This window comes from Citrobacter sp. Igbk 16 (genome assembly GCF_028069755.1).
In the GTDB taxonomy this organism is placed as follows: domain Bacteria; phylum Pseudomonadota; class Gammaproteobacteria; order Enterobacterales; family Enterobacteriaceae; genus Citrobacter.
In genome coordinates this window covers 263,344-288,713 of the sequence record NZ_JANEWJ010000001.1, presented here as the reverse complement: position 1 = coordinate 288,713, position 25,370 = coordinate 263,344, and the positions used below count along the sequence as shown (strand labels likewise).

Annotated in this window: 16 protein-coding genes and 1 pseudogene; 16 read left to right on the top strand and 1 reads right to left on the bottom strand. The window is 53.5% G+C overall.

Going from position 1 to position 25,370, the window contains the following annotated elements:
* The first annotated feature begins 83 nt into the window (after nt 1-83).
* The 13 genes from NNO03_RS01320 (at nt 84) to NNO03_RS01260 (ending at nt 19,835) form a co-directional block, all read left to right on the top strand.
* Nucleotides 84-5,018 (top strand): alpha-2-macroglobulin, encoded by a 4,935-nt coding sequence (locus NNO03_RS01320; RefSeq protein WP_271448615.1) that lies wholly within the window; start codon nt 84-86, stop codon nt 5,016-5,018.
* Complete coding sequence (gene pbpC, locus NNO03_RS01315) at nt 5,019-7,331, top strand: peptidoglycan glycosyltransferase PbpC (protein ID WP_271448614.1); 2,313 nt, start codon at nt 5,019-5,021, stop codon at nt 7,329-7,331.
* 138 nt (nt 7,332-7,469) lie between these two features.
* Entirely contained in the window at nt 7,470-7,901 is a 432-nt protein-coding gene (gene ndk, locus NNO03_RS01310; protein ID WP_003037710.1) for a nucleoside-diphosphate kinase, read from the top strand.
* Nucleotides 7,902-8,191: 290 nt separating this feature from the next.
* On the top strand, nt 8,192-9,358 hold the full coding sequence (locus NNO03_RS01305; RefSeq protein WP_137384795.1) for a bifunctional tRNA (adenosine(37)-C2)-methyltransferase TrmG/ribosomal RNA large subunit methyltransferase RlmN: 1,167 nt from the start codon (nt 8,192-8,194) through the stop codon (nt 9,356-9,358).
* Between the two features lie 285 nt (nt 9,359-9,643).
* Nucleotides 9,644-10,636 carry a cytoskeleton protein RodZ gene (gene rodZ / locus NNO03_RS01300; RefSeq protein ID WP_271448613.1) on the top strand — a complete coding sequence of 331 codons (993 nt, stop codon included), beginning with the start codon at nt 9,644-9,646 and terminating at the stop codon, nt 10,634-10,636.
* Between the two features lie 26 nt (nt 10,637-10,662).
* On the top strand, nt 10,663-11,781 hold the full coding sequence (ispG, locus tag NNO03_RS01295) for a flavodoxin-dependent (E)-4-hydroxy-3-methylbut-2-enyl-diphosphate synthase (protein WP_040233471.1): 1,119 nt from the start codon (nt 10,663-10,665) through the stop codon (nt 11,779-11,781).
* 110 nt (nt 11,782-11,891) lie between these two features.
* Complete coding sequence (hisS, locus tag NNO03_RS01290; RefSeq protein ID WP_137384792.1) at nt 11,892-13,166, top strand: histidine--tRNA ligase; 1,275 nt, start codon at nt 11,892-11,894, stop codon at nt 13,164-13,166.
* A 13-nt stretch (nt 13,167-13,179) separates the two neighbouring features.
* Nucleotides 13,180-13,800 carry a YfgM family protein gene (locus NNO03_RS01285; protein ID WP_005120429.1) on the top strand — a complete coding sequence of 207 codons (621 nt, stop codon included), beginning with the start codon at nt 13,180-13,182 and terminating at the stop codon, nt 13,798-13,800.
* Nucleotides 13,801-13,810: 10 nt separating this feature from the next.
* A complete protein-coding gene (gene bamB, locus NNO03_RS01280; RefSeq protein WP_137384790.1) occupies nt 13,811-14,989 on the top strand; it encodes an outer membrane protein assembly factor BamB in 1,179 nt (392 codons plus the stop codon).
* A gap of 118 nt (nt 14,990-15,107) precedes the next feature.
* Nucleotides 15,108-16,580 (top strand): ribosome biogenesis GTPase Der, encoded by a 1,473-nt coding sequence (der, locus tag NNO03_RS01275; protein WP_271440698.1) that lies wholly within the window; start codon nt 15,108-15,110, stop codon nt 16,578-16,580.
* A gap of 299 nt (nt 16,581-16,879) precedes the next feature.
* Nucleotides 16,880-18,421 (top strand): peptide MFS transporter, encoded by a 1,542-nt coding sequence (locus tag NNO03_RS01270; protein WP_271440699.1) that lies wholly within the window; start codon nt 16,880-16,882, stop codon nt 18,419-18,421.
* Between the two features lie 63 nt (nt 18,422-18,484).
* Nucleotides 18,485-19,567 carry a Gfo/Idh/MocA family oxidoreductase gene (locus NNO03_RS01265; RefSeq protein ID WP_271448612.1) on the top strand — a complete coding sequence of 361 codons (1,083 nt, stop codon included), beginning with the start codon at nt 18,485-18,487 and terminating at the stop codon, nt 19,565-19,567.
* Nucleotides 19,568-19,619: 52 nt separating this feature from the next.
* Nucleotides 19,620-19,835 (top strand): zinc ribbon domain-containing protein, encoded by a 216-nt coding sequence (locus NNO03_RS01260; protein WP_137384786.1) that lies wholly within the window; start codon nt 19,620-19,622, stop codon nt 19,833-19,835.
* Here NNO03_RS01260 and xseA read toward each other — a convergent pair.
* Nucleotides 19,832-21,205, bottom strand: coding sequence for an exodeoxyribonuclease VII large subunit (gene xseA, locus NNO03_RS01255; RefSeq protein ID WP_271448611.1), 1,374 nt, complete (start codon nt 21,203-21,205; stop codon nt 19,832-19,834). The two genes, NNO03_RS01260 and xseA, sit on opposite strands and share 4 nt — an antisense overlap.
* A 160-nt stretch (nt 21,206-21,365) precedes the next feature.
* Here xseA and guaB point away from each other — a divergent pair, with 160 nt between their 5' ends.
* From guaB to NNO03_RS01240, 3 genes and pseudogenes are all read left to right on the top strand, one after another.
* A complete protein-coding gene (guaB, locus tag NNO03_RS01250) occupies nt 21,366-22,832 on the top strand; it encodes an IMP dehydrogenase (protein ID WP_271440705.1) in 1,467 nt (488 codons plus the stop codon).
* A 63-nt stretch (nt 22,833-22,895) separates the two neighbouring features.
* Nucleotides 22,896-24,473, top strand: coding sequence for a glutamine-hydrolyzing GMP synthase (gene guaA, locus NNO03_RS01245; RefSeq protein WP_124021378.1), 1,578 nt, complete (start codon nt 22,896-22,898; stop codon nt 24,471-24,473).
* A 307-nt stretch (nt 24,474-24,780) separates the two neighbouring features.
* Nucleotides 24,781-25,026, top strand: a pseudogene (locus tag NNO03_RS01240) (Arm DNA-binding domain-containing protein); the annotation flags it as partial.
* Nucleotides 25,027-25,370 lie beyond the last annotated feature (344 nt).

The window sequence follows — 25,370 nt, the reverse complement described above, 5'->3', positions numbered from 1 at the left end:
GCTTGCTGACTTCCACCGTAAGAAATCTGACGCATAATAGTTGTACTACGTAGCTAACAGGCCACTGCGGCCAGGGATGAAAAATGAAATATATTCGCGTAGCGGCCTGCATGCTGATGCTGGCCCTGGCAGGGTGCGATAATAATAACGATAAGCCGCCAACAGCGGCGAAAAATGATGCGCCAGCCCCGCAGAGCGCACTGGTAAAAGATCCGGCGCAATTACAAAAGCTGATACAGCAGAGTCAGGGCAAGTCGCTCACATTGCTGGATGCCTCTGAAGTTCAGCTTGATGGCGCAGCAACTCTGGTCCTGACTTTCTCTATTCCTCTCAATCCCGAACAAGATTTTTCCCGCGTCGTGCACGTTGTCGATAAAAAAAGCGGCAAAGTGGACGGAGCCTGGGAGCTGGCGCCGAATCTGAAAGAGCTGCGTTTACGCCACCTTGAACCCAACCGCGAGCTGGTGGTCACCATTGAGCGTGATTTGTTGGCATTGAATAAAGCGACGTTTGGTATTGAGTATGAAAAAAATATTACCACCCGCGATGTTCAGCCCAGCGTAGGGTTTGCCAGTCGTGGCTCGCTGCTGCCGGGCAAAGTGATCGAAGGATTACCGGTGATGACGCTGAACGTCAATAGCGTAGATGTGAACTTCTTTCGCGTGAAACCTGAATCGCTCGGTGCCTTTGTCAGCCAGTGGGAATACCGTAACGCATTGTCCAACTGGGAATCAGATAACCTGCTGAAAATGGCGGAACTGGTGTATACCGGGCGCTTTGATCTCAATCCAACGCGTAATACCCGAGAGAAACTGTTGCTGCCGTTGAGCGATATCATGCCGCTGCAGCAGGCGGGTGTGTACGTGGCGGTGATGAATCAGGCCGGGCATTACAACTACAGCAATGCCGCGACGTTATTTACGCTCAGCGATATCGGTGTTTCTGTCCACCGTTACCACAACCAACTGGATGTTTTCACACAAAGCCTGGAAAACGGTGCTGCGCAACAAGGGATTGATATCACCTTACTCAATGAGAAAGGGCAGACATTGGCGCAAGCCACCAGTGATGCGCAGGGGCATGTAAAGCTTGAAACTGATAAAGATGCGGCTTTATTGCTGGCGCGAAAAGATGGGCAAACCACATTGTTGGATTTGAAACTCCCGGCGCTGGATCTGGCCGAGTTTGATATTGCCGGTGCGCCGGGCTACAGCAAGCAGTTCTTTATGTTTGGTCCGCGCGATCTCTATCGTCCTGGTGAAACGGTGATCCTCAACGGATTACTGCGTGATAGTGACGGAAGAACACTGCCCGATCAGCCCATTAAGCTGGAGGTCGTGAAGCCCGACGGGCAGGTGCTACGTTCGGTGGTCAGCCAACCTGAAAACGGTCTGTATCGCTTTAGCTGGCCGCTGGACAGCAGTGCGCCAACCGGCATGTGGCATATTCGGGCTAATACCGGTGATAACCAGTCGCGGATGTGGGATTTCCACGTCGAAGACTTTATGCCGGAACGAATGGCGCTTAATCTCGCTGCGGAAAAGACGCCCGTGGCACCGGCGGATGACGTGACGTTTTCCGTTGTGGGCTACTACCTGTACGGCGCACCTGCCAACGGTAACGCCCTGCAAGGCCAGCTTTTCCTGCGGCCGCTGCGTGAAGCGGTGCAGGCGCTACCGGGATTCCAGTTCGGTAATATTGCTGAGGAAAACCTGTCCCGTAGTCTCGATGAAGTTCAGCTTACGTTAGATGAACAAGGTCGCGGCGAGGTCATCGCCAGTAGCCAGTGGCAAGAAACGCATTCGCCGCTGCAGGTAATTTTGCAGGCCAGTCTGCTGGAATCTGGTGGCCGTCCGGTAACGCGTCGGGCTGAACAAGCCATCTGGCCTGCGGACACACTGCCGGGTATTCGTCCGCAGTTTGCGGCAAAAGCTGTCTATGACTACCGTACTGATACCACCGTGAATCAGCCTATTGTTGATGAAAACAGCAACGCCGCTTTCGACATTGTGTATGCCGATGCGCAAGGCGAGAAAAAAGCGGTGTCCGGTTTGCAGGTACGTTTGATCCGCGAGCGACGAGATTATTACTGGAACTGGTCTGATGGCGAGGGCTGGCAATCACAGTTCGACCAAAAAGATCTGGTTGAGGGTGAGCAGACCCTGGATCTTAAGGCCGATGAAACCGGTAAAGTTAGCTTCCCGGTAGAGTGGGGCGCTTATCGTCTGGAAGTAAAAGCCCCGAATGACGCAGTGAGCAGCGTACGCTTCTGGGCGGGTTATAGCTGGCAGGATAACAGCGACGGTAGCGGAGCGGTCCGTCCCGATCGCGTGACGTTGAAACTGGACAAACCTAATTATCGTCCCGGCGATACCATGAACCTGCACGTTGCCGCTCCTGCTGCTGGCAAAGGTTATGCGATGGTTGAATCCAGCGAAGGTCCGCTGTGGTGGCAAGAAATAGACGTACCGGCGGATGGTCTCGATATCTCCATCCCGATCGATAAAACCTGGAATCGCCATGATTTGTATCTCAGTGCGCTGGTGATTCGCCCTGGCGACAAATCCCGTTCAGCAACGCCAAAACGGGCGGTCGGTTTACTGCATTTGCCGTTAGGCGATGAAAACCGTCGGCTGGCGCTGGCGCTGGAAAACCCGGCGAAAATACGCCCGAATCAGCCGTTGACCGTCAAGATTAAGGCCAGCGTTAAGAATGGTGAAGTGCCAAAGCAGGTGAATGTGCTGGTCTCTGCCGTTGACAGCGGGGTGCTGAATATTACGGATTACGTCACGCCAGACCCGTGGCAGGCATTTTTCGGACAAAAGCGCTATGGTGCAGATATTTATGATATTTACGGCCAGGTGATCGAAGGTCAGGGGCGTCTGGCGGCACTGCGTTTTGGCGGCGATGGCGATGAGTTAAAACGCGGCGGAAAACCACCCGTCAATCACGTCAATATCGTCGCACAACAGGCACTGCCGGTTACGCTTAACGAGCAGGGTGAAGGCACAGTGACGTTACCGATTGGTGATTTCAACGGCGAGCTGCGGGTAATGGCGCAGGCCTGGACGGCGGATGATTTTGGCAGCAGCGAAAGTAAAGCGGTCGTTGCCGCCCCGGTGATTGCTGAACTGAATACTCCGCGTTTCCTGGCCGGGGGCGATACGTCGCGACTGACGCTGGATGTAACTAACCTGACAGACAAACCGCAGACGCTGAATATCAAGCTTGCCGCCAGTGGATTACTGGAACTGATGGGGCAAGATCCGGCACCCGTGAATCTGGCACCAGGCGTACGTACCACGCTGTTTGTTCCGGTGCGTGCTCGGGAGGGATTTGGCGAGGGTGAAATTCAGGCTGAGATTTCAGGTCTGGAACTGCCTGGCGAAACGTTCTCTGCTTCACACAAGCAATGGAAGATTGGCGTACGTCCGGCGTTCCCGGCGCAAACCGTCAATAACGGTGTTGCGCTCCAGCCGGGTGAAACCTGGCAATTGCCGGGTGAAGAGTTGGTTAATTTCTCACCGGTGACAGTGCAGGGACAACTGTTGTTCAGCGGTAAGCCGCCGCTAAATCTGGCGCGCTACATCCGTGAACTGAAAGCCTATCCTTACGGTTGCCTCGAGCAAACCGCCAGCGGACTGTTCCCGTCGTTATACACCAACGCCGCGCAGCTGAAAGCGCTGGGCATAGCAGGCGACAGTGATGATAAACGCCGTGCGGCAGTAGAGATCGGGATTTCCCGGTTGCTGCAGATGCAGCGTGATAATGGTGGGTTTGCATTGTGGGACAAGAACGGGCCGGAAGAGTATTGGCTGACAGCCTACGTTATGGACTTCCTCGTGCGAGCAAACGAACAAGGTTATAGCGTACCGACAGAGGTGATTAACCGGGGGAATGAACGGTTGCTGCGCTATTTGCAGGATCCGGGCATGATGTCGATTCGCTATACCGACGATACCTCAGCAAGTCGCTTTGCAGTACAGGCTTACGCAGCACTGGTGCTGGCTCGCCAGCAGAAAGCCCCGCTCGGCGCACTACGTGAAATCTGGGAGCGTCGTGCACAAGCGGCGTCTGGTTTGCCGCTGCTGCAACTGGGTATTGCGCTGAAAAACATGGGTGATGCGAATCGCAGTGAACAGGCGTTGACGCTGGCATTGAATACACCACGCCGCGATGCGCAGCAATGGATGGCGGATTACGGTAGTCAGCTGCGCGATAATGCGCTGATGCTGGCATTGTTGGAAGAGAATAAACTCAAACCTGACGTGCAGAATACGCTGTTGAACACGTTGTCAGAACAGGCATTTGGCCAGCGCTGGCTCTCTACTCAGGAAAATAATGCGCTATTCCTTGCCGCGCGTACGCTACAGGATTTACCTGGCACGTGGCAGGCGCAGACGTCACTTGCCGAACAGCCTCTGACAGGTGAAAAATCGCAAACTCATAATCTGGATGCGGACACGCTCTCTACGCTGTCGGTCACCAACACCGGCAATTTGCCACTATGGCTGCGTCTGGATGTCAGTGGTTACCCGCAAAACCCGCCGACGCCTGCCAGCAATGTCCTGCATATTGAACGTCAGATCCTGGGGCTGGATGGTCACAGCAAATCGCTGGACTCTCTGCGCAGCGGCGAACTGGTGCTGGTTTGGCTGACGGTAAAAGCCAGCCAGAACGTGCCTGATGCGTTAGTCGTTGATCTGCTGCCCGCCGGGCTGGAACTGGAAAACCAGAATCTGGCCAACGGCAGTGCCAGTCTGCAGGACAGTGGTAGCGAAGTGGCGAATCTGCTCAATCAGATGCAGCAGGCTGATATTCAGCATATGGAGTTCCGCGACGACCGTTTTGTCGCGGCGGTGGCAGTCAACGAAGGACAACCGGTCACGCTGGTGTATCTGGCGCGGGCGGTAACGCCGGGGACCTATCAGATTCCTGTACCGCAGGTGGAATCAATGTATGTTCCGCAGTGGCGTGCGACCGGAACGGCAGAGGGGCCACTGATTGTCAGACCGTAAATGATGCACCGGTTGGGGAAACGCGGCTGCTGGCTCTGGCTGGTCGCCGTTATGCTATTACTCGTGGCGGCGGTTTGGTCGGCAGATAAAATCTGGCCGCTGCCGCTTCATGAAGTCGATCCTGCGCGTGTCGTGGTGGCGTACGATGGTACACCGCTATGGCGTTTTGCCGATGTGGACGGTATCTGGCGTTATCCGGTAACGATTGATGAGGTTTCTCCCAGGTACCTCGACGCGTTAATCAATTATGAAGATCGCTGGTTCTGGAAACATCCCGGTGTTAATCCGTTTTCGGTGCTACGCGCGGCGTGGCAGGATCTCTCCTCCGGACGCGTGGTTTCGGGCGGCAGTACGCTCACCATGCAGGTCGCAAGATTACTTGACCCTCATCCTCGCACCTTTGGCGGTAAGTTCCGCCAGCTCTGGCGCGCAGTGCAACTGGAGTGGCACCTTTCCAAGCGCGATATCCTGACGCTGTATCTGAACCGTGCGCCGTTTGGCGGCACGCTTCAGGGGGTGGGGGCAGCAAGTTGGGCCTATCTGGGCAAATCGCCCGCACAATTGAGTTATTCCGATGCCGCACTATTGGCTGTTCTGCCGCAAGCGCCGAGTCGTCTGCGCCCGGATCGTTGGCCAGATCGCGCCGAAGCTGCGCGCAATAAAGTGCTTGAGCGTATGGCGACGCAAGGGATTTGGCCCGCGAAGCAGGTACAGGAGTCGCGCGAAGAACCAGTCTGGTTAGCTCCCAGACAGATGCCACAGTTAGCGCCCTTATTCTCGCGCATGATGCTGGGAAAAAGTCGCAGTGACAAAATAGTGACCACGCTGGATGCCGGGCTGCAACGTCAACTGGAAGAGTTGGCACAAAACTGGAAGGGGCGGCTTCCTGCGCGCACTTCGCTGGCGATGATTGTGGTCGATCATACCGATATGAGCGTGCGTGGCTGGGTGGGGTCGGTAGATATGAATGACGACTCCCGCTTTGGTCATGTGGATATGGTGAACGCGATTCGTTCTCCGGGATCGGTGCTGAAGCCATTTGTTTATGGCCTAGCGCTGGATGACGGATTGATTCACCCGGCTTCGTTGCTTCAGGACGTGCCGCGTCGTACCGGGGATTATCGTCCAGGGAATTTTGATAGTGGCTTTCATGGCCCGGTGAGCATGAGTGAAGCGCTGGTACGTTCGCTAAATTTACCCGCAGTTCAGGTGCTTGAAGCTTATGGACCGAAGCGTTTTGCCGCAAAATTGCGTAATGTGGGTTTGCCGTTGTACTTACCCGCAGGAGCTACGCCGAATCTGTCGTTGATCCTGGGCGGTGCGGGGGCGAGACTTGAAGATATGGCGGCAGCATACAGTGCGTTTGCCCGTCATGGTAAGGCGGGCAAACTGCGTTTGCAGCCGACAGAACCACTCCTGGAGCGCCCGTTGATGTCAGCAGGCGCGGCGTGGATTATTCGTCGGATTATGGCTGACGAAGCGCAACCTCTCCCGGATAACGCGCTGAGCAGAGTGGTTCCGCTGGCATGGAAAACGGGCACCAGTTATGGCTATCGTGACGCATGGGCAATCGGCGTTAATTCACGTTATGTGATAGGTATCTGGACCGGCCGACCCGACGGTACGCCGGTGGTCGGGCAGTTTGGTTTTGCCAGCGCCGTTCCTCTTTTAAATCAGGTGAATAATTTGCTGCTGGCGCGGGGAAGCGCTCAGCCGGAGGATCCGCGTCCTGATTCGGTTAGCCGCGGTGTGGTGTGCTGGCCTGGTGGACAATCTCTGCCGAATGGTGATGGTAACTGTCGTCGTCGTTTAGCCACGTGGCTACTGGACGGTAGCCAACCGCCAACGTTGCTATTACCCGAACAAGAAGGCGTGAGTGGCATTCGTTTTCCTGTCTGGCTGGACGATGAGGGAAAACGCGTTGCAGCGGATTGCTCGCAGGCTCGTGAGCAAACATTAATCGTCTGGCCGTTGCCGCTGGAACCCTGGCTACCGGAATCAGAGCGTCGGGGCGCGAGGTTACCGCCGGTTTCTACAATCTGTCCGCCGCTGGGGCAGGATGCTTCATTACCGCTGCAGTTGACAGGTGTGCGCGATGGCACGATTGTGAAGCGTTTACCCGGTATTCAACAGGCTTCATTACCGGTGCAAACCAGCGGTGGGACAAGTGAGCGCTGGTGGTTTCTTAACGGTGAACGACTGGATGAGCGCGGGCGTCGTCTTACCCTGCGACTCACAGTAAAAGGGGATTACCAACTCCTGGTGATAGATGACGCGGGACAAGTGGCGACGGTGAGATTTTCTTTGCAATAGACCAGGTTGTGATGTTTTGTTGCTAAAAATCATCTTATTTTAAAGAAATGTTACCTTCGTCAATAGTCAACGGCCAGGATGCTCTTTATAATCCGCGCCAGGTAAACCATAACAGAACATCTTTTTTCAGAGGTAATCATGGCTATTGAACGTACTTTTTCCATCATCAAACCAAACGCGGTGGCAAAAAACGTTATTGGGAGCATCTTTGCGCGCTTCGAAGCAGCAGGGTTCAAAATTGTCGGCACTAAAATGCTGCACCTGACCGTTGAGCAGGCGCGTGGCTTCTATGCTGAGCACGACGGCAAACCGTTCTTTGATGGCCTGGTTGAATTCATGACCTCCGGTCCAATCGTCGTTTCCGTACTGGAAAGCGAAAATGCCGTACAGCGTCATCGCGATCTGCTGGGCGCAACGAATCCGGCAAATGCGCTGGCCGGTACGCTGCGTGCCGACTACGCGGACAGCTTCACCGAAAATGGTACCCACGGTTCCGATTCCGTTGAATCCGCAGCCCGTGAAATCGCCTATTTCTTCGGTGAAGGCGAGGTTTGCCCGCGCACTCGCTAATCTCCTGCGTCTTTCACGTCGCAGATGCGTTGGCTGCGTTCGTTTACCCCGGTCACATAGTTTTCTATGCTCCCAGGGATGCTCGAACTTGCCGCCTTCCTGCGACGCGAAATCCTTTGGAGATGAATTAGCGATTTACATATTATTTTCGCTAATGCTTCGTGCAAACGTGGCATCCCTGCGCCAGACTTTGTACAATGCAACGCCCCGGAAGAGCAGACCGCTTACCGGGGCGTTTCTTTTTAACCCTCCACGGGCCATAACGTGTAACAACGAGGCCGGAAAAAATTATGTCTGAATTAGTTAACACCTCTGAAGTCGTCATTGCTGCGGTTCCAAATAAAAATGGAAAAATTAACCTGCTGGATCTGAACCGTCAGCAGATGCGCGAATTCTTCAAAGAGATGGGCGAAAAGCCGTTTCGTGCCGATCAGGTCATGAAATGGATGTACCACTATTGCAGCGACAATTTTGATGACATGACTGACATCAATAAGGTGCTGCGCAACAAACTGAAAGAAGTGGCTGAAATTCGCGCCCCGGAAGTGGTGGAAGAGCAGCGTTCTTCTGATGGCACTATCAAATGGGCCATCGCGGTTGGCGATCAGCGTGTTGAAACGGTTTATATCCCGGAAGACGATCGCGCGACCCTGTGTGTTTCTTCACAGGTTGGTTGTGCATTAGAGTGTAAATTCTGCTCTACGGCGCAGCAGGGCTTTAACCGTAACCTGCGTGTGTCGGAAATCATTGGTCAGGTCTGGCGTGCGGCGAAAATCGTCGGCGCGGTGAAAGCCACAGGCGTACGTCCCATCACCAACGTGGTGATGATGGGGATGGGGGAGCCACTGCTTAACCTGACTAACGTCGTTCCGGCGATGGAAATTATGCTTGATGACTTCGGTTTCGGATTGTCCAAGCGTCGCGTTACGTTGTCCACCTCAGGCGTTGTCCCTGCGCTGGATAAGTTGGGCGATATGATTGATGTCGCACTGGCGATTTCTCTGCATGCGCCAAATGATGAAATTCGTGACGAAATTGTACCTATCAACAAAAAGTACAATATCGAAACGTTCCTCGGGGCAGTGCGCCGCTATCTGGAGAAATCCAATGCGAACCAGGGCCGCGTGACTATCGAGTATGTGATGTTGGATCACATCAACGATGGCACTGAGCATGCTCATCAGCTTGCAGAATTGCTGAAAGACACGCCGTGTAAGATCAACTTGATTCCGTGGAACCCGTTCCCGGGCGCACCGTATGGCCGTAGCTCTAACAGTCGTATCGATCGTTTTTCTAAGGTGTTGATGAGCTATGGTTTCACGACCATCGTGCGTAAAACACGTGGTGATGACATCGATGCAGCCTGTGGCCAGCTGGCGGGAGACGTTATCGACCGTACCAAGCGTACTCTGCGCAAGCGTATGCAGGGCGATGCTATCGATATCAAAACCGTTTGATGCCGAATGCACTACGGTATAAATAATGTACCGTAGTGCAATGTAAGTTACATAAGGCCCTTCGTTGTAGTCGTCTGATCAATAATAACGGTGCGTTTTAGTCGACTTTAAGGCAGTATGTAGCGGTGCAACAAGAGTTTAGACCCTCAGGTTTACGCTGTTTTGTCATTGATAGTCTGACCGTTTTATACTGTCTGACGAAGGTTAACTGACCAGATGTTTCGCGGTGTGGGTGAGCATTGTGGCTCGCCGGCGCCAGAACCCAAATTTACGCAGCTGTAGCGAATGAATACTGAAGCCACGCACGACAAAAATGAAGCACTATCCACCGGCGTTCGTCTGCGCAATGCCCGTGAACAACTCGGATTCAGCCAACAGGTGGTCGCGGAACGACTCTGCCTGAAGGTCTCCACGGTACGCGATATTGAAGAAGATAAGGCACCAGCCGATCTCGCTTCAACATTCCTGCGCGGGTATATCCGTTCTTATGCGCGTCTGGTGCATATTCCTGAAGAAGAACTGTTGCCAGGGCTGGAAAAACAGGCTCCGATTCGCCCTGCCAAAGTTGCGCCGATGCAGAGTTTTTCGCTCGGTAAGCGCCGCAAGAAGCGTGACGGCTGGCTAATGACCTTTACCTGGCTGGTACTGTTTGTCGTTGTCGGACTGACTGGTGCCTGGTGGTGGCAGAACCATAAAGCACAGCAGGAAGAAATCACCACGATGGCCGATCAATCTTCCGCTGAACTGAATGCCGGTAAAGATAACGCGCAGAGCGTGCCGCTGGATACCAGCGCTGCCGCAAGCCAGGACAATACGCCGGCTCCGGATGATGGCGCAGTGGCTGATGCCGCTCAAACGCCGGATACTGCAGCGACCCCGGCGCCTGGCGCAGATCAAAATGCCGTTGTGGCTCCGTCTCAGGCCAATGTTGATACTGCAACGACCACACCTACTGCACCCGCGACAGCGGCGCCACTGCCGACTGACCAGGCGGGTGTAACAACGCCGACTGCCGATCCTAACGCGCTGGTGATGAATTTCACCGCTGACTGCTGGCTGGAAGTGACCGACGCAACCGGGAAAAAACTGTTTAGCGGCATGCAGCGTAAAGATGGCAATTTGAATCTGACCGGTCAGGCACCGTACAAACTGAAAATTGGTGCTCCGGCGGCAGTGCAGATTCAGTTCCAGGGTAAACCTGTCGACCTGAGTCGTTTTATCAGAACTAACCAGGTTGCGCGTCTGACCGTTAATGCCGAACAATCACCGGCTCAGTAACAGACGGCAATGCGGGAGATTTTTTAATGCATAATCAGGCTCCAATTCAACGTAGAAAATCGACACGCATTTACGTTGGGAACGTGCCGATCGGCGATGGGGCTCCCATCGCCGTACAGTCTATGACCAATACGCGGACCACGGATGTGGAAGCGACGGTTAATCAGATCAAAGCGCTGGAACGTGTAGGCGCAGATATTGTTCGTGTCTCTGTACCGACAATGGATGCTGCAGAAGCGTTCAAGCTTATCAAACAGCAGGTTAATGTCCCGCTGGTTGCCGATATTCACTTTGATTACCGTATTGCGCTGAAAGTGGCGGAATACGGTGTCGACTGTCTGCGTATCAACCCAGGTAACATCGGTAACGAAGAGCGTATTCGCATGGTGGTGGATTGCGCTCGTGATAAAAACATTCCTATCCGCATTGGTGTAAACGCCGGATCGCTGGAAAAAGACCTGCAGGAAAAATACGGTGAGCCGACGCCGCAGGCGCTGCTGGAATCTGCGATGCGTCATGTGGATCATCTCGATCGCCTGAACTTCGATCAGTTCAAAGTCAGCGTGAAAGCGTCTGATGTTTTCCTCGCCGTAGAATCTTATCGCCTGCTGGCAAAACAGATCGATCAACCGCTGCACCTGGGGATCACCGAAGCTGGTGGCCTGCGTAGTGGTTCGGTGAAGTCCGCGATCGGCCTTGGCCTGCTGTTATCTGAAGGGATCGGCGACACACTGCGCGTTTCTTTGGCGGCGGATCCGGTCGAAGAGATCAAAGTGGGCTTTGATATCCTGAAATCGCTGCGCATTCGCGCGCGCGGCATTAACTTTATCGCGTGTCCAACCTGCTCACGCCAGGAGTTCGACGTTATCGGTACGGTTAACGCGCTGGAGCAACGCCTGGAAGATATCATTACGCCAATGGACGTTTCGATCATCGGTTGCGTGGTAAACGGTCCTGGTGAAGCACTGGTTTCCACGCTGGGCGTGACGGGCGGCAACAAGAAAAGCGGCCTGTATGAAGACGGCGTGCGTAAAGACAGACTCGACAACGATGACATGATCACGCAGCTCGAAGCCCGTATTCGCGCCAAAGCGAGTATCCTGGACGAAGCGCGACGCATTGACGTGCAGCAGCTTGAAAAATAATAACGTGATGGGAAGCGGCGTGCTTCCCGTGTATGATTGAACCCGCATGGCGCCCGTATTATTCGGGTTAGCGCTGAGGGTTCATTTTTATATCCATAAAGAGAATAAACGTGGCAAAAAACATTCAAGCCATTCGCGGCATGAACGATTATCTGCCTGGCGAAACCGCCATCTGGCAGCGCATTGAAGGCACTCTCAAAAACGTGCTCGGCAGCTACGGTTACAGTGAAATCCGCTTGCCGATTGTAGAGCAGACCCCGTTATTCAAACGTGCGATCGGTGAAGTGACCGACGTCGTTGAAAAAGAGATGTATACCTTTGAGGACCGCAATGGCGACAGCCTGACCCTGCGTCCTGAAGGCACTGCGGGCTGCGTACGCGCCGGCATCGAACATGGTCTCCTGTACAATCAGGAACAGCGTCTGTGGTATATCGGGCCGATGTTCCGCCACGAACGTCCGCAAAAAGGTCGTTATCGTCAATTCCATCAGTTGGGTGTCGAAGTGTTTGGTCTGCAAGGCCCGGACATTGATGCTGAGCTGATTATGCTGACTGCCCGCTGGTGGCGTGCACTGGGTATTTCCCAGCATGTTAGCCTTGAGCTGAACTCTATTGGTTCGCTTGAAGCTCGTGCTAACTACCGTGATGCGCTGGTCGCCTACCTGGAACAGCACAAAGAAAAACTGGATGAAGATTGCAAGCGCCGCATGTACACCAACCCGCTGCGTGTTCTCGACTCCAAAAACCCGGACGTGCAGGCGCTGCTGAACGATGCCCCTGCACTGGGTGACTATCTTGATGATGATTCTCGCGAACATTTCGCGGGGCTGTGCAAACTGCTGGAATCCGCAGGTATTGCCTACACCGTTAATCAGCGTCTGGTTCGCGGCCTCGACTACTACAACCGTACCGTATTTGAGTGGGTAACCAACAGCCTGGGCTCACAGGGTACCGTCTGTGCAGGTGGTCGCTATGATGGTCTGGTTGAGCAACTTGGCGGTCGTGCCACGCCAGCGGTAGGCTTCGCTATGGGTCTGGAACGACTTGTTTTGTTAGTTCAGGCAGTTAATCCGGAATTTAACGCAGATCCTGTTGTCGATATATACCTGGTTGCGTCAGGTGCGGATACGCAGTCAGCCGCAATGCGGCTTGCTGAACGTCTGCGTGATGACGTTCCCGGTGTGAAATTGATGACTAACCACGGTGGCGGCAACTTTAAGAAACAGTTTGCTCGCGCCGATAAGTGGGGCGCCCGCGTTGCACTGGTACTGGGTGAGTCCGAAGTAGCTGACGGTACCGTTGTAGTGAAGGATTTGCGCTCTGGTGAGCAAACGGCAGTAGCGCAGGATAGCGTTGCCACGCATTTGCGCACTCTACTGGGCTAAGGAGAAGGACAGCGTGGAAATTTACGAGAACGAACACGACCAGGTTGATGCGGTAAAACGCTTCTTTGCTGAAAACGGCAAAGCGCTGGTTGTTGGGGTAATTTTAGGGGTTGGCGCGCTGGTCGGCTGGCGTTACTGGACCAGTCATCAGACGGAGTCCGCACGCTCTGCTTCTCTGGCATATCAAAATACGGTGACTGCGGTTAGCGCAGGTAAGCCTGATAGCATTCCTGCCGCAGAGAAATTTGCAGCGGAAAACAAAAACACCTATGGCGCGTTAGCGTCAATGGAACTGGCACAGCAGTTTGTTGACCAAAACGAACTAGAGAAAGCCGCGGCACAGTTACAACAAGGCCTGGCCGCCACCAGCGATGAGAATCTCAAAGCGGTGCTTAATCTGCGTCTTGCTCGTGTTCAGGTTCAGCTTAAGCAGGCTGATACCGCGCTGAAAACACTCGATACCATTAAAGGTGAAGGGTGGGCGGCAATTGTGGCCGATCTGCGTGGTGAAGCGTTGCTGAGCAAAGGCGACAAACAAGGTGCGCGTAGCGCATGGGAAGCGGGTGTGAAAAGCGATGCCTCTCCTGCTCTGAGCGAAATGATGCAGATGAAAATCAATAATTTGTCCATCTGAGAGGGACCCGATGCAATTGCGTAAATTACTTCTGCCAGGGCTGCTTTCCGTTACCCTATTGAGCGGCTGTTCACTGTTTAGTGGCGAAGAAGATGTCGTTAAGATGTCCCCGTTACCGGTGGTTGAAAACCAGTTTACCCCGTCTACTGCCTGGAGCACTTCTGTAGGCAACGGTATTGGTGATTTCTACTCCAACCTTCATCCTGCGTTGGCGGATAACGTGGTCTATGCAGCCGATCGCGCAGGTGTGGTGAAAGCGCTGAACGCAGACGACGGCAAAGAAGTCTGGTCTGTTAATCTGGGTGAGAAAGACGGTTGGTTCTCCCGTGCATCTGCTCAGCTTTCTGGCGGTGTAACCGTGTCGGGCGGCCATGTTTATATTGGCAGCGAAAAAGCACAGGTTTATGCGCTTAACACCAGTGACGGTACAACTGCATGGCAAACGAAAGTTGCCGGTGAAGCGTTGTCTCGCCCGGTGGTGAGCGATGGCGTGGTATTGATCCATACCAGTAACGGTCAGTTGCAGGCATTGAACGAAGCTGACGGTGCCATCAAATGGACTGTGAACCTCGACATGCCATCACTTTCCTTACGTGGTGAATCTGCTCCGGCGACCGCCTTTGGCGCTGCGATTGTGGGTGGCGATAATGGTCGCGTAAGTGCCGTACTGATGCAGCAGGGCCAGATGATTTGGCAGCAGCGTATCTCTCAGGCCACTGGCCCAACCGAAATCGATCGTCTGAGTGATGTCGATACCACGCCGGTTATCGTCAATGGCGTAGTTTACGCACTGGCTTATAATGGTAACCTGACGGCGCTGGATCTGCGCAGCGGCCAGATCATGTGGAAACGTGAGCTCGGCTCGGTGAATGATTTCATCGTTGATGGTAATCGTATCTATCTGGTTGATCAGAATGACCGTGTGCTGGCGCTGACGACCGATGGCGGCGTGACGCTGTGGACGCAAAGCGATCTGCTGCACCGTCTGCTGACGTCTCCGGCTCTGTATAACGGTAACCTGGTTGTAGGCGATAGCGAAGGCTACCTGCACTGGATTAACGTTGAAGATGGTCGCTTTGTCGCTCAGCAGAAGGTCGACAGCTCAGGTTTCCTGACCGAGCCGGTTTCTGCTGATGGTAAACTGCTGATCCAGGCGAAAGACGGTACGTTGTACTCCATTACGCGTTAATCGTCCTGGCCGCTCGCTTTGAAAAACGGCTCCTGGTGCAGGGGCCGTTTTACTGTTTTTAACAATGGCGCAAAAATAGCGTCCATTGTCTGATGATTTTTTAAATGAGGCTTTAAACATGGTACCTGTGGTCGCGCTTGTCGGGCGCCCTAACGTTGGCAAATCCACGTTATTTAACCGTCTAACTCGCACCCGAGATGCGCTGGTTGCGGATTTCCCGGGTCTGACTCGTGACCGTAAGTACGGTCGTGCGGAAATTGAAGGCCGCGAGTTTATCTGCATTGATACTGGCGGTATTGATGGCACCGAAGACGGTGTTGAAACCCGTATGGCTGAGCAGTCGTTGTTGGCTATCGAAGAAGCAGACGTTGTGCTGTTCATGGTGGACGCGCGTGCTGGCCTGATGCCGGCAGATGAAGCCATTGCCAAGCATCTGCGTGCGCGCCAGAAACCAACCTTCCTCGTTGCCAACAAAACTGACGGACTCGATCCGGATCAGGCCGTTGTCGATTTCTATTCACTGGGACTGGGTGAAATTTACCCTATCGCGGCGTCTCACGGTCGTGGTGTCCTTAGCCTGCTGGAACACGTTCTGCTACCGTGGATGGACGATGTCGCGCCGCAGGAAGAAGTAGATGAAGATGCGGAATACTGGGCGAAACTGGAAGCCGAAGAAAACGGTGAAGAAGAGCCTGAAGATGATTTCAATCCACAGGATCTGCCCATCAAACTGGCCATTGTCGGGCGCCCGAACGTAGGTAAGTCCACACTGACTAACCGTATTCTCGGTGAAGACCGCGTTGTGGTCTACGATATGCCGGGGACCACGCGCGACAGTATTTATATTCCGATGGAACGTGATGAACGCGAATATGTGCTGATTGATACTGCGGGTGTACGTAAGCGCGGTAAAATTACCGAAGCGGTAGAAAAATTCTCCGTAATCAAAACGTTGCAGGCAATTGAAGATGCCAACGTGGTGATGCTGGTGATTGACGCACGCGAAGGGATCTCCGATCAGGACCTCTCGCTGCTGGGCTTTATCCTCAATAGTGGGCGCTCACTTGTTATTGTCGTCAACAAATGGGACGGCCTGACGCAGGAAGTGAAAGAACAGGTAAAAGAGACCCTGGACTTCCGCCTGGGCTTTATCGATTTTGCCCGCGTTCACTTTATTTCCGCGCTGCACGGCAGCGGCGTAGGCAACCTGTTCGAATCCGTGCGCGAAGCGTATGACAGCTCAACCCGCCGCGTTAGCACCGCGATGCTGACCCGCATTATGACCATGGCGGTAGAAGACCATCAGCCGCCGCTGGTGCGTGGTCGCCGTGTGAAGCTTAAGTATGCTCACGCCGGTGGTTATAACCCGCCGATTGTGGTGATTCACGGTAACCAGGTGAAAGACCTGCCGGATTCATACAAGCGCTATCTGATGAACTACTTCCGCAAATCACTGGAAGTAATGGGGACGCCAATCCGTATTCAGTTCAAAGAAGGGGAAAACCCGTTTGCGAATAAACGTAATACACTGACACCAACGCAGATGCGTAAGCGTAAGCGTTTGATTAAGCACATCAAAAAAAGCAAGTAACCCTTGCTGATGGCGATAGAGGCCCGCGTAAATCGCGGGCTTTTTTTCGCCCTTTTTTAGTCTGTACCTGTCTGTTTGCTGTCAATGACTATTCGCTTTTTACCAAGTTTAAATCTAAGAAAGTAGACAATTGTCGAATTTTCATCTTAAAGTCACCCGGTTGGTACTAGACAAAACTACTGTCAGGTTATCAAATGGTTAAATAACTCTTCGCCGTATGTAAAAAATCGACCAGCTACGTAACTGGCCGGCGTACATCACGGTGTTTACAAGCACACGACATATTTTTCGGGAGAATTATGCAATCCTCTGTTAATCAAAAAGAAAGCCGAACGTTCTTCGGTCATCCTTATCCGCTCGGCTCATTGTTCTTCACTGAGATGTGGGAGCGTTTTTCGTTTTATGGCATTCGTCCGTTACTGATCCTGTTTATGGCTGCTACCGTTTATGACGGCGGTATGGGGCTGGCGCGTGAAAATGCATCGGCAATTGTCGGTATTTTTGCCGGTACGATGTATCTTGCCGCACTGCCGGGCGGTTGGCTGGCGGATAACTGGCTCGGTCAGCAAAGAGCTGTCTGGTATGGCTCTATCCTGATTGCCCTTGGCCATCTGTCGATTGCGCTCTCTGCCATCATGGGTGACAACCTGTTCTTTATCGGCCTGATGTTTATCGTGCTCGGCTCAGGTCTGTTCAAGACCTGTATCTCGGTAATGGTTGGGACGCTGTATAAAAAAGGCGATGCGCGTCGTGATGGCGGTTTCTCGCTGTTCTACATGGGTATCAATATGGGCTCCTTCATTGCTCCGTTGATCTCCGGGTGGCTGATTAAGTCTCATGGCTGGCACTGGGGTTTTGGTATCGGTGGCATCGGGATGCTGGTCGCGTTGATTATCTTCCGCGTGTTTGCTGTTCCGGCGATGAAGCGCTACGACAGCGAAGTCGGGCTGGACTCTACCTGGAACAGCCCGGTAGTCAAAAGAAAGGGCGTAGGCACGTGGTTGTTGGCGCTGGCGGTAGGTGTGGCAGTCATTGTTACCCTGATAGCTCAAGGTGTGATTGTGATTAACCCGGTCGCGGTAGCCAGCGTGTTGGTGTATGTGATTGCGGCATCCGTAGCCCTCTACTTCATCTACCTGTTTGTATTTGCAGGGCTGAACCGTAAAGAGCGCGCCAGATTGTTGGTCTGCTTTATTCTGCTGGTTTCCGCTGCCTTCTTCTGGTCGGCATTTGAGCAAAAGCCAACGTCGTTTAACCTGTTCGCTAACGACTACACTAACCGTATGATCGGCGATTTTGAAATCCCGGCTGTCTGGTTCCAGTCGATTAACGCGCTGTTTATCATCCTGCTGGCCCCGGTCTTTAGCTGGGCGTGGCCGAAGCTTGCCAGCATGAACATTCGCCCGAGCAGTATCACTAAATTTGTTATCGGTATTCTGTGTGCCGCAGCGGGTTTTGGCCTGATGATGCTGGCAGCACAAAACGTGCTGAATAATGGCGGTGCAGGCGTTTCGCCTTTCTGGCTGGTGGGCAGCATCCTGATGCTGACACTTGGTGAACTGTGCCTGAGTCCGATTGGCCTGGCGACAATGACGCTGCTGGCACCAGAAAGAATGCGCGGTCAGATGATGGGACTGTGGTTCTGTGCAAGTGCACTGGGTAACCTGGCTGCGGGCCTGATCGGCGGCCACGTGAAAGCCGATCAGCTGGATATGCTGCCGGATCTGTTTGCACGTTGTTCCATCGCGTTGATAATCTGTGCTGCGGTACTGATAGTCCTCATTGTTCCGGTGCGCCGTATGCTGGAGAATGCACAGACTAAACCGGTTACCAGCGCCTGATAAAACCTCGACATTGCCGGGGCGGGCATTCTGCTCCGGCAATTCAATCTACGAGGTAAGAGTATGCTGTTAGGGTTTGTGGGGCTTGGCGCGGTGGTTGAAACGGCATACTTGCCCGCATTACGTCACATGTTCGGTGATTCACTCCGCTGTGTGGGATTTGATGTGCAACCCGCAAAACAGCCTGCAGATGTGACACGCTGCGCATCGCTTGCTGAACTTCTTGCAACACCGCTTGATACCCTGTTTATCACCACCGCATCCCTGCACCATCTTGAAGTGCTGGAACAGGCGCTCGCTTCGCCCATCGCACGTATCGTGGTCGAAAAACCGATTGTCGCCACGCTTTCCCAAATTGAAAAACTGAAAATGCTGCTGGTTCAACCCGGCGTCGCTGATCGTGTACTGGCGCTAGACCACTGGATGGCGCGTAATGGCGCAATGCAGCTGGCATTGGGGAAACTCGGAGCGTTGTGGCTGGGCGATAACCCACAACCGGCACTGGTTACCCACTTTTCGGACATTGTTAAAATTGAAGGATTCTTGCAGGAGCCAAGCGGGATTAACACCGCCGGGGAACCTGTCGCGCTCAACTTTGCCACCGGTGAGCCGGATGCGCGCGAGCTTCGACACCCGGATGGTGTGATTCTGGATATAGGTACGCATGTGCTGGCAATGTTGCGTGAAACGGTTCGCTACCTCGGGGGAAGTGATGAGATGGTGCTGCAGGTGATAACCGCGAAAGACCGTCTGGGGCGTGATATCTCCCGCGGTGACCTGACCACGGCAGAAGGTGAAGCTCATCTTCAGGGGCAGATTAGCGGTATTCCGCTGGATATCTGGCTCAACAAATATGCGGGACCTGCGGGAGGGCAAAAAGGTCTGCGCCTGTATCTGAGAGATGGCCGTATCATCAGCCATGACCGGCGCGGCGCCGAGGAGGTGCTTGAATTGATTGATGGTGATACTGTGCGTCGCTGGAGGCTTCCCGGTACGATTTATGCCCATTGTCTGGCGGAACATATTCTGGGGGCGCAAAGCCTGTTTGAACGCAGCCCACAGGAGGTGAGGTGCACGACGCAGCGCAGACTGGAAGAGGTTGAACGATTACTCACCCTGCAGCAACAGCTGCGTGGCCCACACTAAGCGTATCGTGGTAAAATTAGTGCAGAGCCGAACGCCCTTTATAGGAGTCACCATGTCAATGAACTGCCCGGATTGCCACGCAGAACTGGAACCGCAAAACGGTGTGGCGCACTGTGACAACTGCAACAAAGATATTCCGTTAGAAGCGCGCTGTCCGGAGTGCCATCAACCGCTCCAGGTACTAAAAGCCTGCGGAGCGGTGGATTACTTCTGTCAGAACGGCCATGGGCTGATTTCGAAGAAACGCGTGGAGTTTTCGCCGGTTTAATCCGGCTTTTTCTTACGCGTTTTCTTTGCCGCCGTCACGCCTTTCACTTCACTTTCTACCCAACCATCTGACAGTCTGGTCGTGAGCACATCACCGGCCTTCACCTGTTTGGTCTGCTTCAGCACGTTGCCGTCCGTCGCAGTCGTGACGCTATAGCCGCGTGCCAGCGTAGAAAGCGGACTTACGGCTTCAAGATGCGTCACCACATTACCAAAGCGTTCTCGCTGCTCGCTTAAACGCGCACGGATATTCTCCGCCAGACGATACTCCAGTTGCTGAATACGGGTTTGCGCCCGATAGATGCGCGACTCTGGGTTTTGTTGGTTAAGGCGTTGACGTACGCGCTGCTGGCGCTGATTGGCCTGCTTAATCTTATTCTCAAGTGCGACGTTCATTCTCTGCCGCAGCCGCTCCAGCACTGTCTGCTGGCGTGCCAGACGCAACTGAGGGTGCTGTTGTTGCAAGCGATGATGGATCTGGGTAAAGCGACGGGTACGGTTGGCAAGGTAGTAATCCATCGCCATTCCCAGGCGTTGCTGTACAGATTGAACCTGGCGTAACAGCTCCTGTTGATTGCGGCTGACAATTTCGGCAGCCGCAGACGGCGTAGGTGCACGCAAGTCGCCGACGAAGTCAGCGATAGTGACATCGGTTTCATGGCCGACGGCGCTTACTACCGGAATGTGGCTGGCAAAAATGGCCCGCGCCACGCGTTCGTCGTTAAAGCTCCACAAATCTTCCAGAGAACCGCCGCCGCGCCCGACGATAAGCACATCGCACTCGCCCCGCGCGTTCGCCAGTTCAATGGCGCGTACGATCTGGGCGGGTGCATCATCACCCTGCACGGCGGTTGGATAAATTATCACGGGCAGGGAAGGGTCACGACGCTTCAGAACATGGAGGATATCATGCAGCGCAGCCCCGGTTTTCGAGGTGATCACCCCGACGCAATGGGCCGGTGAGGGCAACGGTTGTTTGTATTGCTGATCGAACAACCCTTCAGCTTGTAATTTGGCCTTCAGCTGTTCATATTTTTGCTGCAGCAAACCTTCGCCCGCAGGCTGCATGCTCTCGACGATTATCTGGTAGTCGCCGCGCGGCTCGTACAGCGTAATGTTGGCGCGTACCAGCACTTGCTGTCCATGCTGCGGGCGGAATGTCACCCGACGGTTACTGTTGCGGAACATTGCGCAGCGTACCTGGGCGGTGTCATCTTTAAGCGTGAAATACCAGTGGCCTGACGAGGGCTGGGTGAAATTCGAGATTTCGCCGCTGATCCACACGTGTCCCATTTCCTGCTCAAGCAGCAGACGAACCGTCTGGTTTAGGCGGCTTACGGTAAAAATTGAGGTGGTTTGAGAGGATAACATGTGAGCGGGATCAAATTCTAAATCAGCAGGTTATTCAATCGAAAGTAACATGCTCACAGAGGAGCGCAAGGTTTTTTTGCAAAAAAGTGTGGATGCAATCGGTTACGCTCTGTATAATGCCGCGGCAATATTTAATAACCTCCCAGGTGAGATATTGCCCATGCTACGTATCGCTAAAGAAGCCCTGACGTTTGACGACGTCCTCCTCGTTCCCGCTCATTCTACCGTTCTGCCGAATACAGCTGACCTCAGCACGCAGTTGACGAAAACCATTCGCCTGAACATTCCTATGCTCTCTGCGGCAATGGACACCGTGACGGAAGCACGCCTGGCAATTGCCCTGGCTCAGGAAGGCGGCATCGGTTTTATCCACAAAAACATGTCCATCGAGCGCCAGGCCGAAGAAGTTAAACGTGTGAAAAAACACGAATCTGGCGTGGTGACCGACCCGCAGACCGTACTGCCAACCACCACGCTGCGTGAAGTGAAAGAACTGACCGAGCGTAATGGCTTTGCAGGCTACCCGGTTGTAACGGAAGACAACGAACTGGTCGGTATCATCACTGGCCGTGACGTACGCTTTGTGACCGACCTCAGCCAGCCGGTTAGCGTTTACATGACGCCGAAAGAGCGTCTGGTAACCGTACGCGAAGGTGAAGCGCGTGATGTTGTGTTTGCAAAAATGCACGAAAAACGTGTTGAGAAAGCGCTGGTTGTTGATGAAAGCTTCCATCTTCTCGGCATGATCACCGTAAAAGATTTCCAGAAAGCAGAACGTAAACCTAACGCCTGTAAAGATGAGCATGGTCGTCTGCGCGTGGGTGCTGCGGTTGGTGCAGGCGCAGGTAATGAAGAGCGTGTTGATGCGCTGGTTGCCGCCGGTGTTGATGTTTTGCTGATCGACTCCTCTCATGGCCACTCTGAAGGCGTTCTGCAGCGTATCCGCGAAACACGTGCAAAATACCCTGATCTGCAGATCATCGGCGGTAACGTTGCTACGGGTGCTGGCGCGCGCGCTCTGGCCGAAGCAGGCTGTAGCGCGGTTAAAGTCGGTATCGGTCCTGGCTCAATCTGTACTACCCGTATCGTTACCGGTGTGGGTGTTCCGCAGATTACCGCCGTTTCTGATGCGGTTGCAGCACTGGAAGGGACAGGCATTCCGGTTATCGCCGACGGCGGTATTCGTTTCTCTGGCGATATTGCTAAAGCGATTGCTGCAGGTGCTGCTGCTGTCATGGTGGGTTCTATGCTGGCAGGTACCGAAGAGTCTCCGGGGGAAATCGAACTGTACCAGGGGCGTTCTTACAAGTCTTACCGTGGTATGGGGTCCCTGGGTGCGATGTCCAAAGGTTCTTCTGACCGTTATTTCCAGAGCGATAACGCTGCTGACAAACTGGTTCCGGAAGGTATCGAAGGTCGTGTGGCGTATAAAGGTCGCCTGAAAGAGATCATTCACCAGCAGATGGGCGGCCTGCGCTCCTGTATGGGTCTGACCGGCTGTGGTACTATCGACGCGCTGCGTACTCAGGCTGAATTTGTCCGTATCAGCGGTGCGGGTATTCAGGAAAGTCACGTTCACGATGTGACCATCACCAAAGAGTCCCCTAACTACCGCATGGGCTCCTGATAAGTTTCCGCGCCCGGCTCTATGCCGGGCGAATTTGTTTCACTTGCCTCGGAATTAGCGTCAATGACAGACAATATTCATAAACATCGCATTCTCATCCTCGATTTCGGATCGCAGTACACTCAACTGGTTGCACGCCGCGTACGTGAACTGGGCGTCTACTGTGAACTGTGGGCATGGGATGTTACGGAAGCACAAATTCGCGAATTCAACCCAAGCGGTATTATTCTTTCCGGTGGTCCGGAAAGTACCACCGAAGCAAACAGCCCACGTGCACCAGAGTACGTGTTCAATGCTGGCGTGCCGGTCTTTGGCGTGTGCTATGGCATGCAGACCATGGCAATGCAACTGGGTGGACATGTTGAAGGTTCTAACGAGCGTGAGTTCGGTTATGCACAGGTTGAAGTCCAGACCGATAGCGCGCTGATCCGTGGTATCGAAGACTCCCTGACTGCAGAAGGCAAGCCTCTGCTGGACGTATGGATGAGCCACGGCGATAAAGTGACTGCTATCCCGGAAGGTTTTGTTACCGTTGCCAGCACCGACAGTTGCCCGTTCGCCATCATGGCGCATGAAGAAAAACGCTTCTACGGTGTGCAGTTCCACCCGGAAGTCACCCACACCCGTCAGGGTATGCGCATGCTGGAGCGCTTTGTGCGTGACATCTGCCAGTGTGAAGCGTTGTGGACGCCGGAAAAAATCATCGACGACGCTGTTGCACGTATTCGTGAGCAGGTTGGGAATGACAAAGTGATCCTCGGTCTGTCCGGTGGCGTTGACTCCTCCGTTACCGCAATGCTGCTGCACCGCGCAATTGGCAAAAACCTGACCTGTGTCTTCGTGGATAACGGTCTGCTGCGTCTGAACGAAGCTCAGCAGGTGATGGATATGTTCGGCGATCACTTCGGCCTGAATATTGTTCACGTGGAAGGCGAGCAACGCTTCCTCGACGCGTTGAAAGGCGAGAACGATCCGGAAGCCAAACGTAAGATCATCGGCCGCGTGTTCGTTGAAGTATTCGACGAAGAAGCGCTGAAGCTGGAAGACGTTAAATGGCTGGCGCAGGGAACTATCTACCCTGACGTGATCGAATCCGCTGCTTCGGCAACCGGTAAAGCGCACGTCATCAAATCTCACCACAACGTGGGTGGCCTGCCGAAAGAGATGAAGATGGGCCTGGTTGAACCGTTGCGTGAACTGTTCAAAGACGAAGTGCGCAAAATTGGTCTTGAACTGGGTCTCCCGTATGACATGCTGTACCGCCACCCATTCCCGGGGCCTGGGCTCGGTGTTCGCGTGCTGGGCGAAGTGAAGAAAGAGTACTGCGATTTGCTGCGTCGTGCGGATGCTATCTTCATCGAAGAACTGCACAAAGCTGACCTGTACAACAAAGTAAGTCAGGCGTTCACCGTATTCCTGCCGGTTCGTTCCGTTGGCGTAATGGGCGATGGCCGTAAGTATGACTGGGTTGTCTCCCTGCGTGCTGTAGAAACCATCGACTTTATGACCGCGCATTGGGCACACCTGCCGTATGACTTCCTGGGCCGCGTTTCCAACCGCATCATCAACGAAGTTAACGGTATCTCCCGCGTCGTATATGACATCAGCGGTAAGCCGCCAGCGACGATTGAGTGGGAATGATTTCGCGTCTGGCAACAGCCTGTACGTAAAAGCAGTAAAGTACCTCTAAGCCCGCGTAACTGCGGGCTTTTTTGTTTTTATGTCTGGCACTTTCTGGCAGCTGTTAGCAACGGGAGGCACGGTTTTTTCAATGGAATTTTTGATGGTACTCTCTGGTTTTGAATTCAGGTTTGAAAAAGTACCATGTAATAAATTTCGGTTGAGTTATGGTATTTGTTTTTTATAACTCAATTAAAAACAGATAGTTAAATAACTTTTCTGGATTTTTTACAACATGGTATTTTGTGATAAAGGAAAACAATAAACCATGTTGACTGACACCAGGCTGCGTCACCTAAAGCCGAAGGAGAAACTCTATAAAGTTAATGATCGTGATGGTCTGTATGTTGCGGTCACTCCGACTGGAACGATCTCATTTCGTTATAACTATTCAATAAACGGAAGACAGGAGACCGTTACATTTGGCCGATATGGTGTGAGAGGGATCACGCTTGCAGAAGCGCGTGAACGGCTCAATGAAGCTATAAAAATGGTTGCTGGTGGAAGATCGCCGTAGGGCATGCGAGAACGAAGTTCTGCTTTGCTATCCAGATATTCTGGTGGCCAATCTAGCCAGATCTATGGCTCGCCCCGATCCACCCTTTACAAGTATGTCGGCGTTATAACGCCGCCCCAATGAGGACTTTGGATGGGCTGAGATAGAAGCATCTCTGTTGGATCATAGCTGGTTTGAATGTCGAAAGTGGGAAAAGTTGCTCTTAAAGGGGTTGGAATATTCAATATTTACTGTTGAATTAAGGCTGCGAAGCAACAGCTTTTTACGGACCGCCCTTTGAGTGGTCAAACTTGCTTCTGTTTTTAGGACAAGGTATGTGCTTTAGCTGATGCCATAGAGGT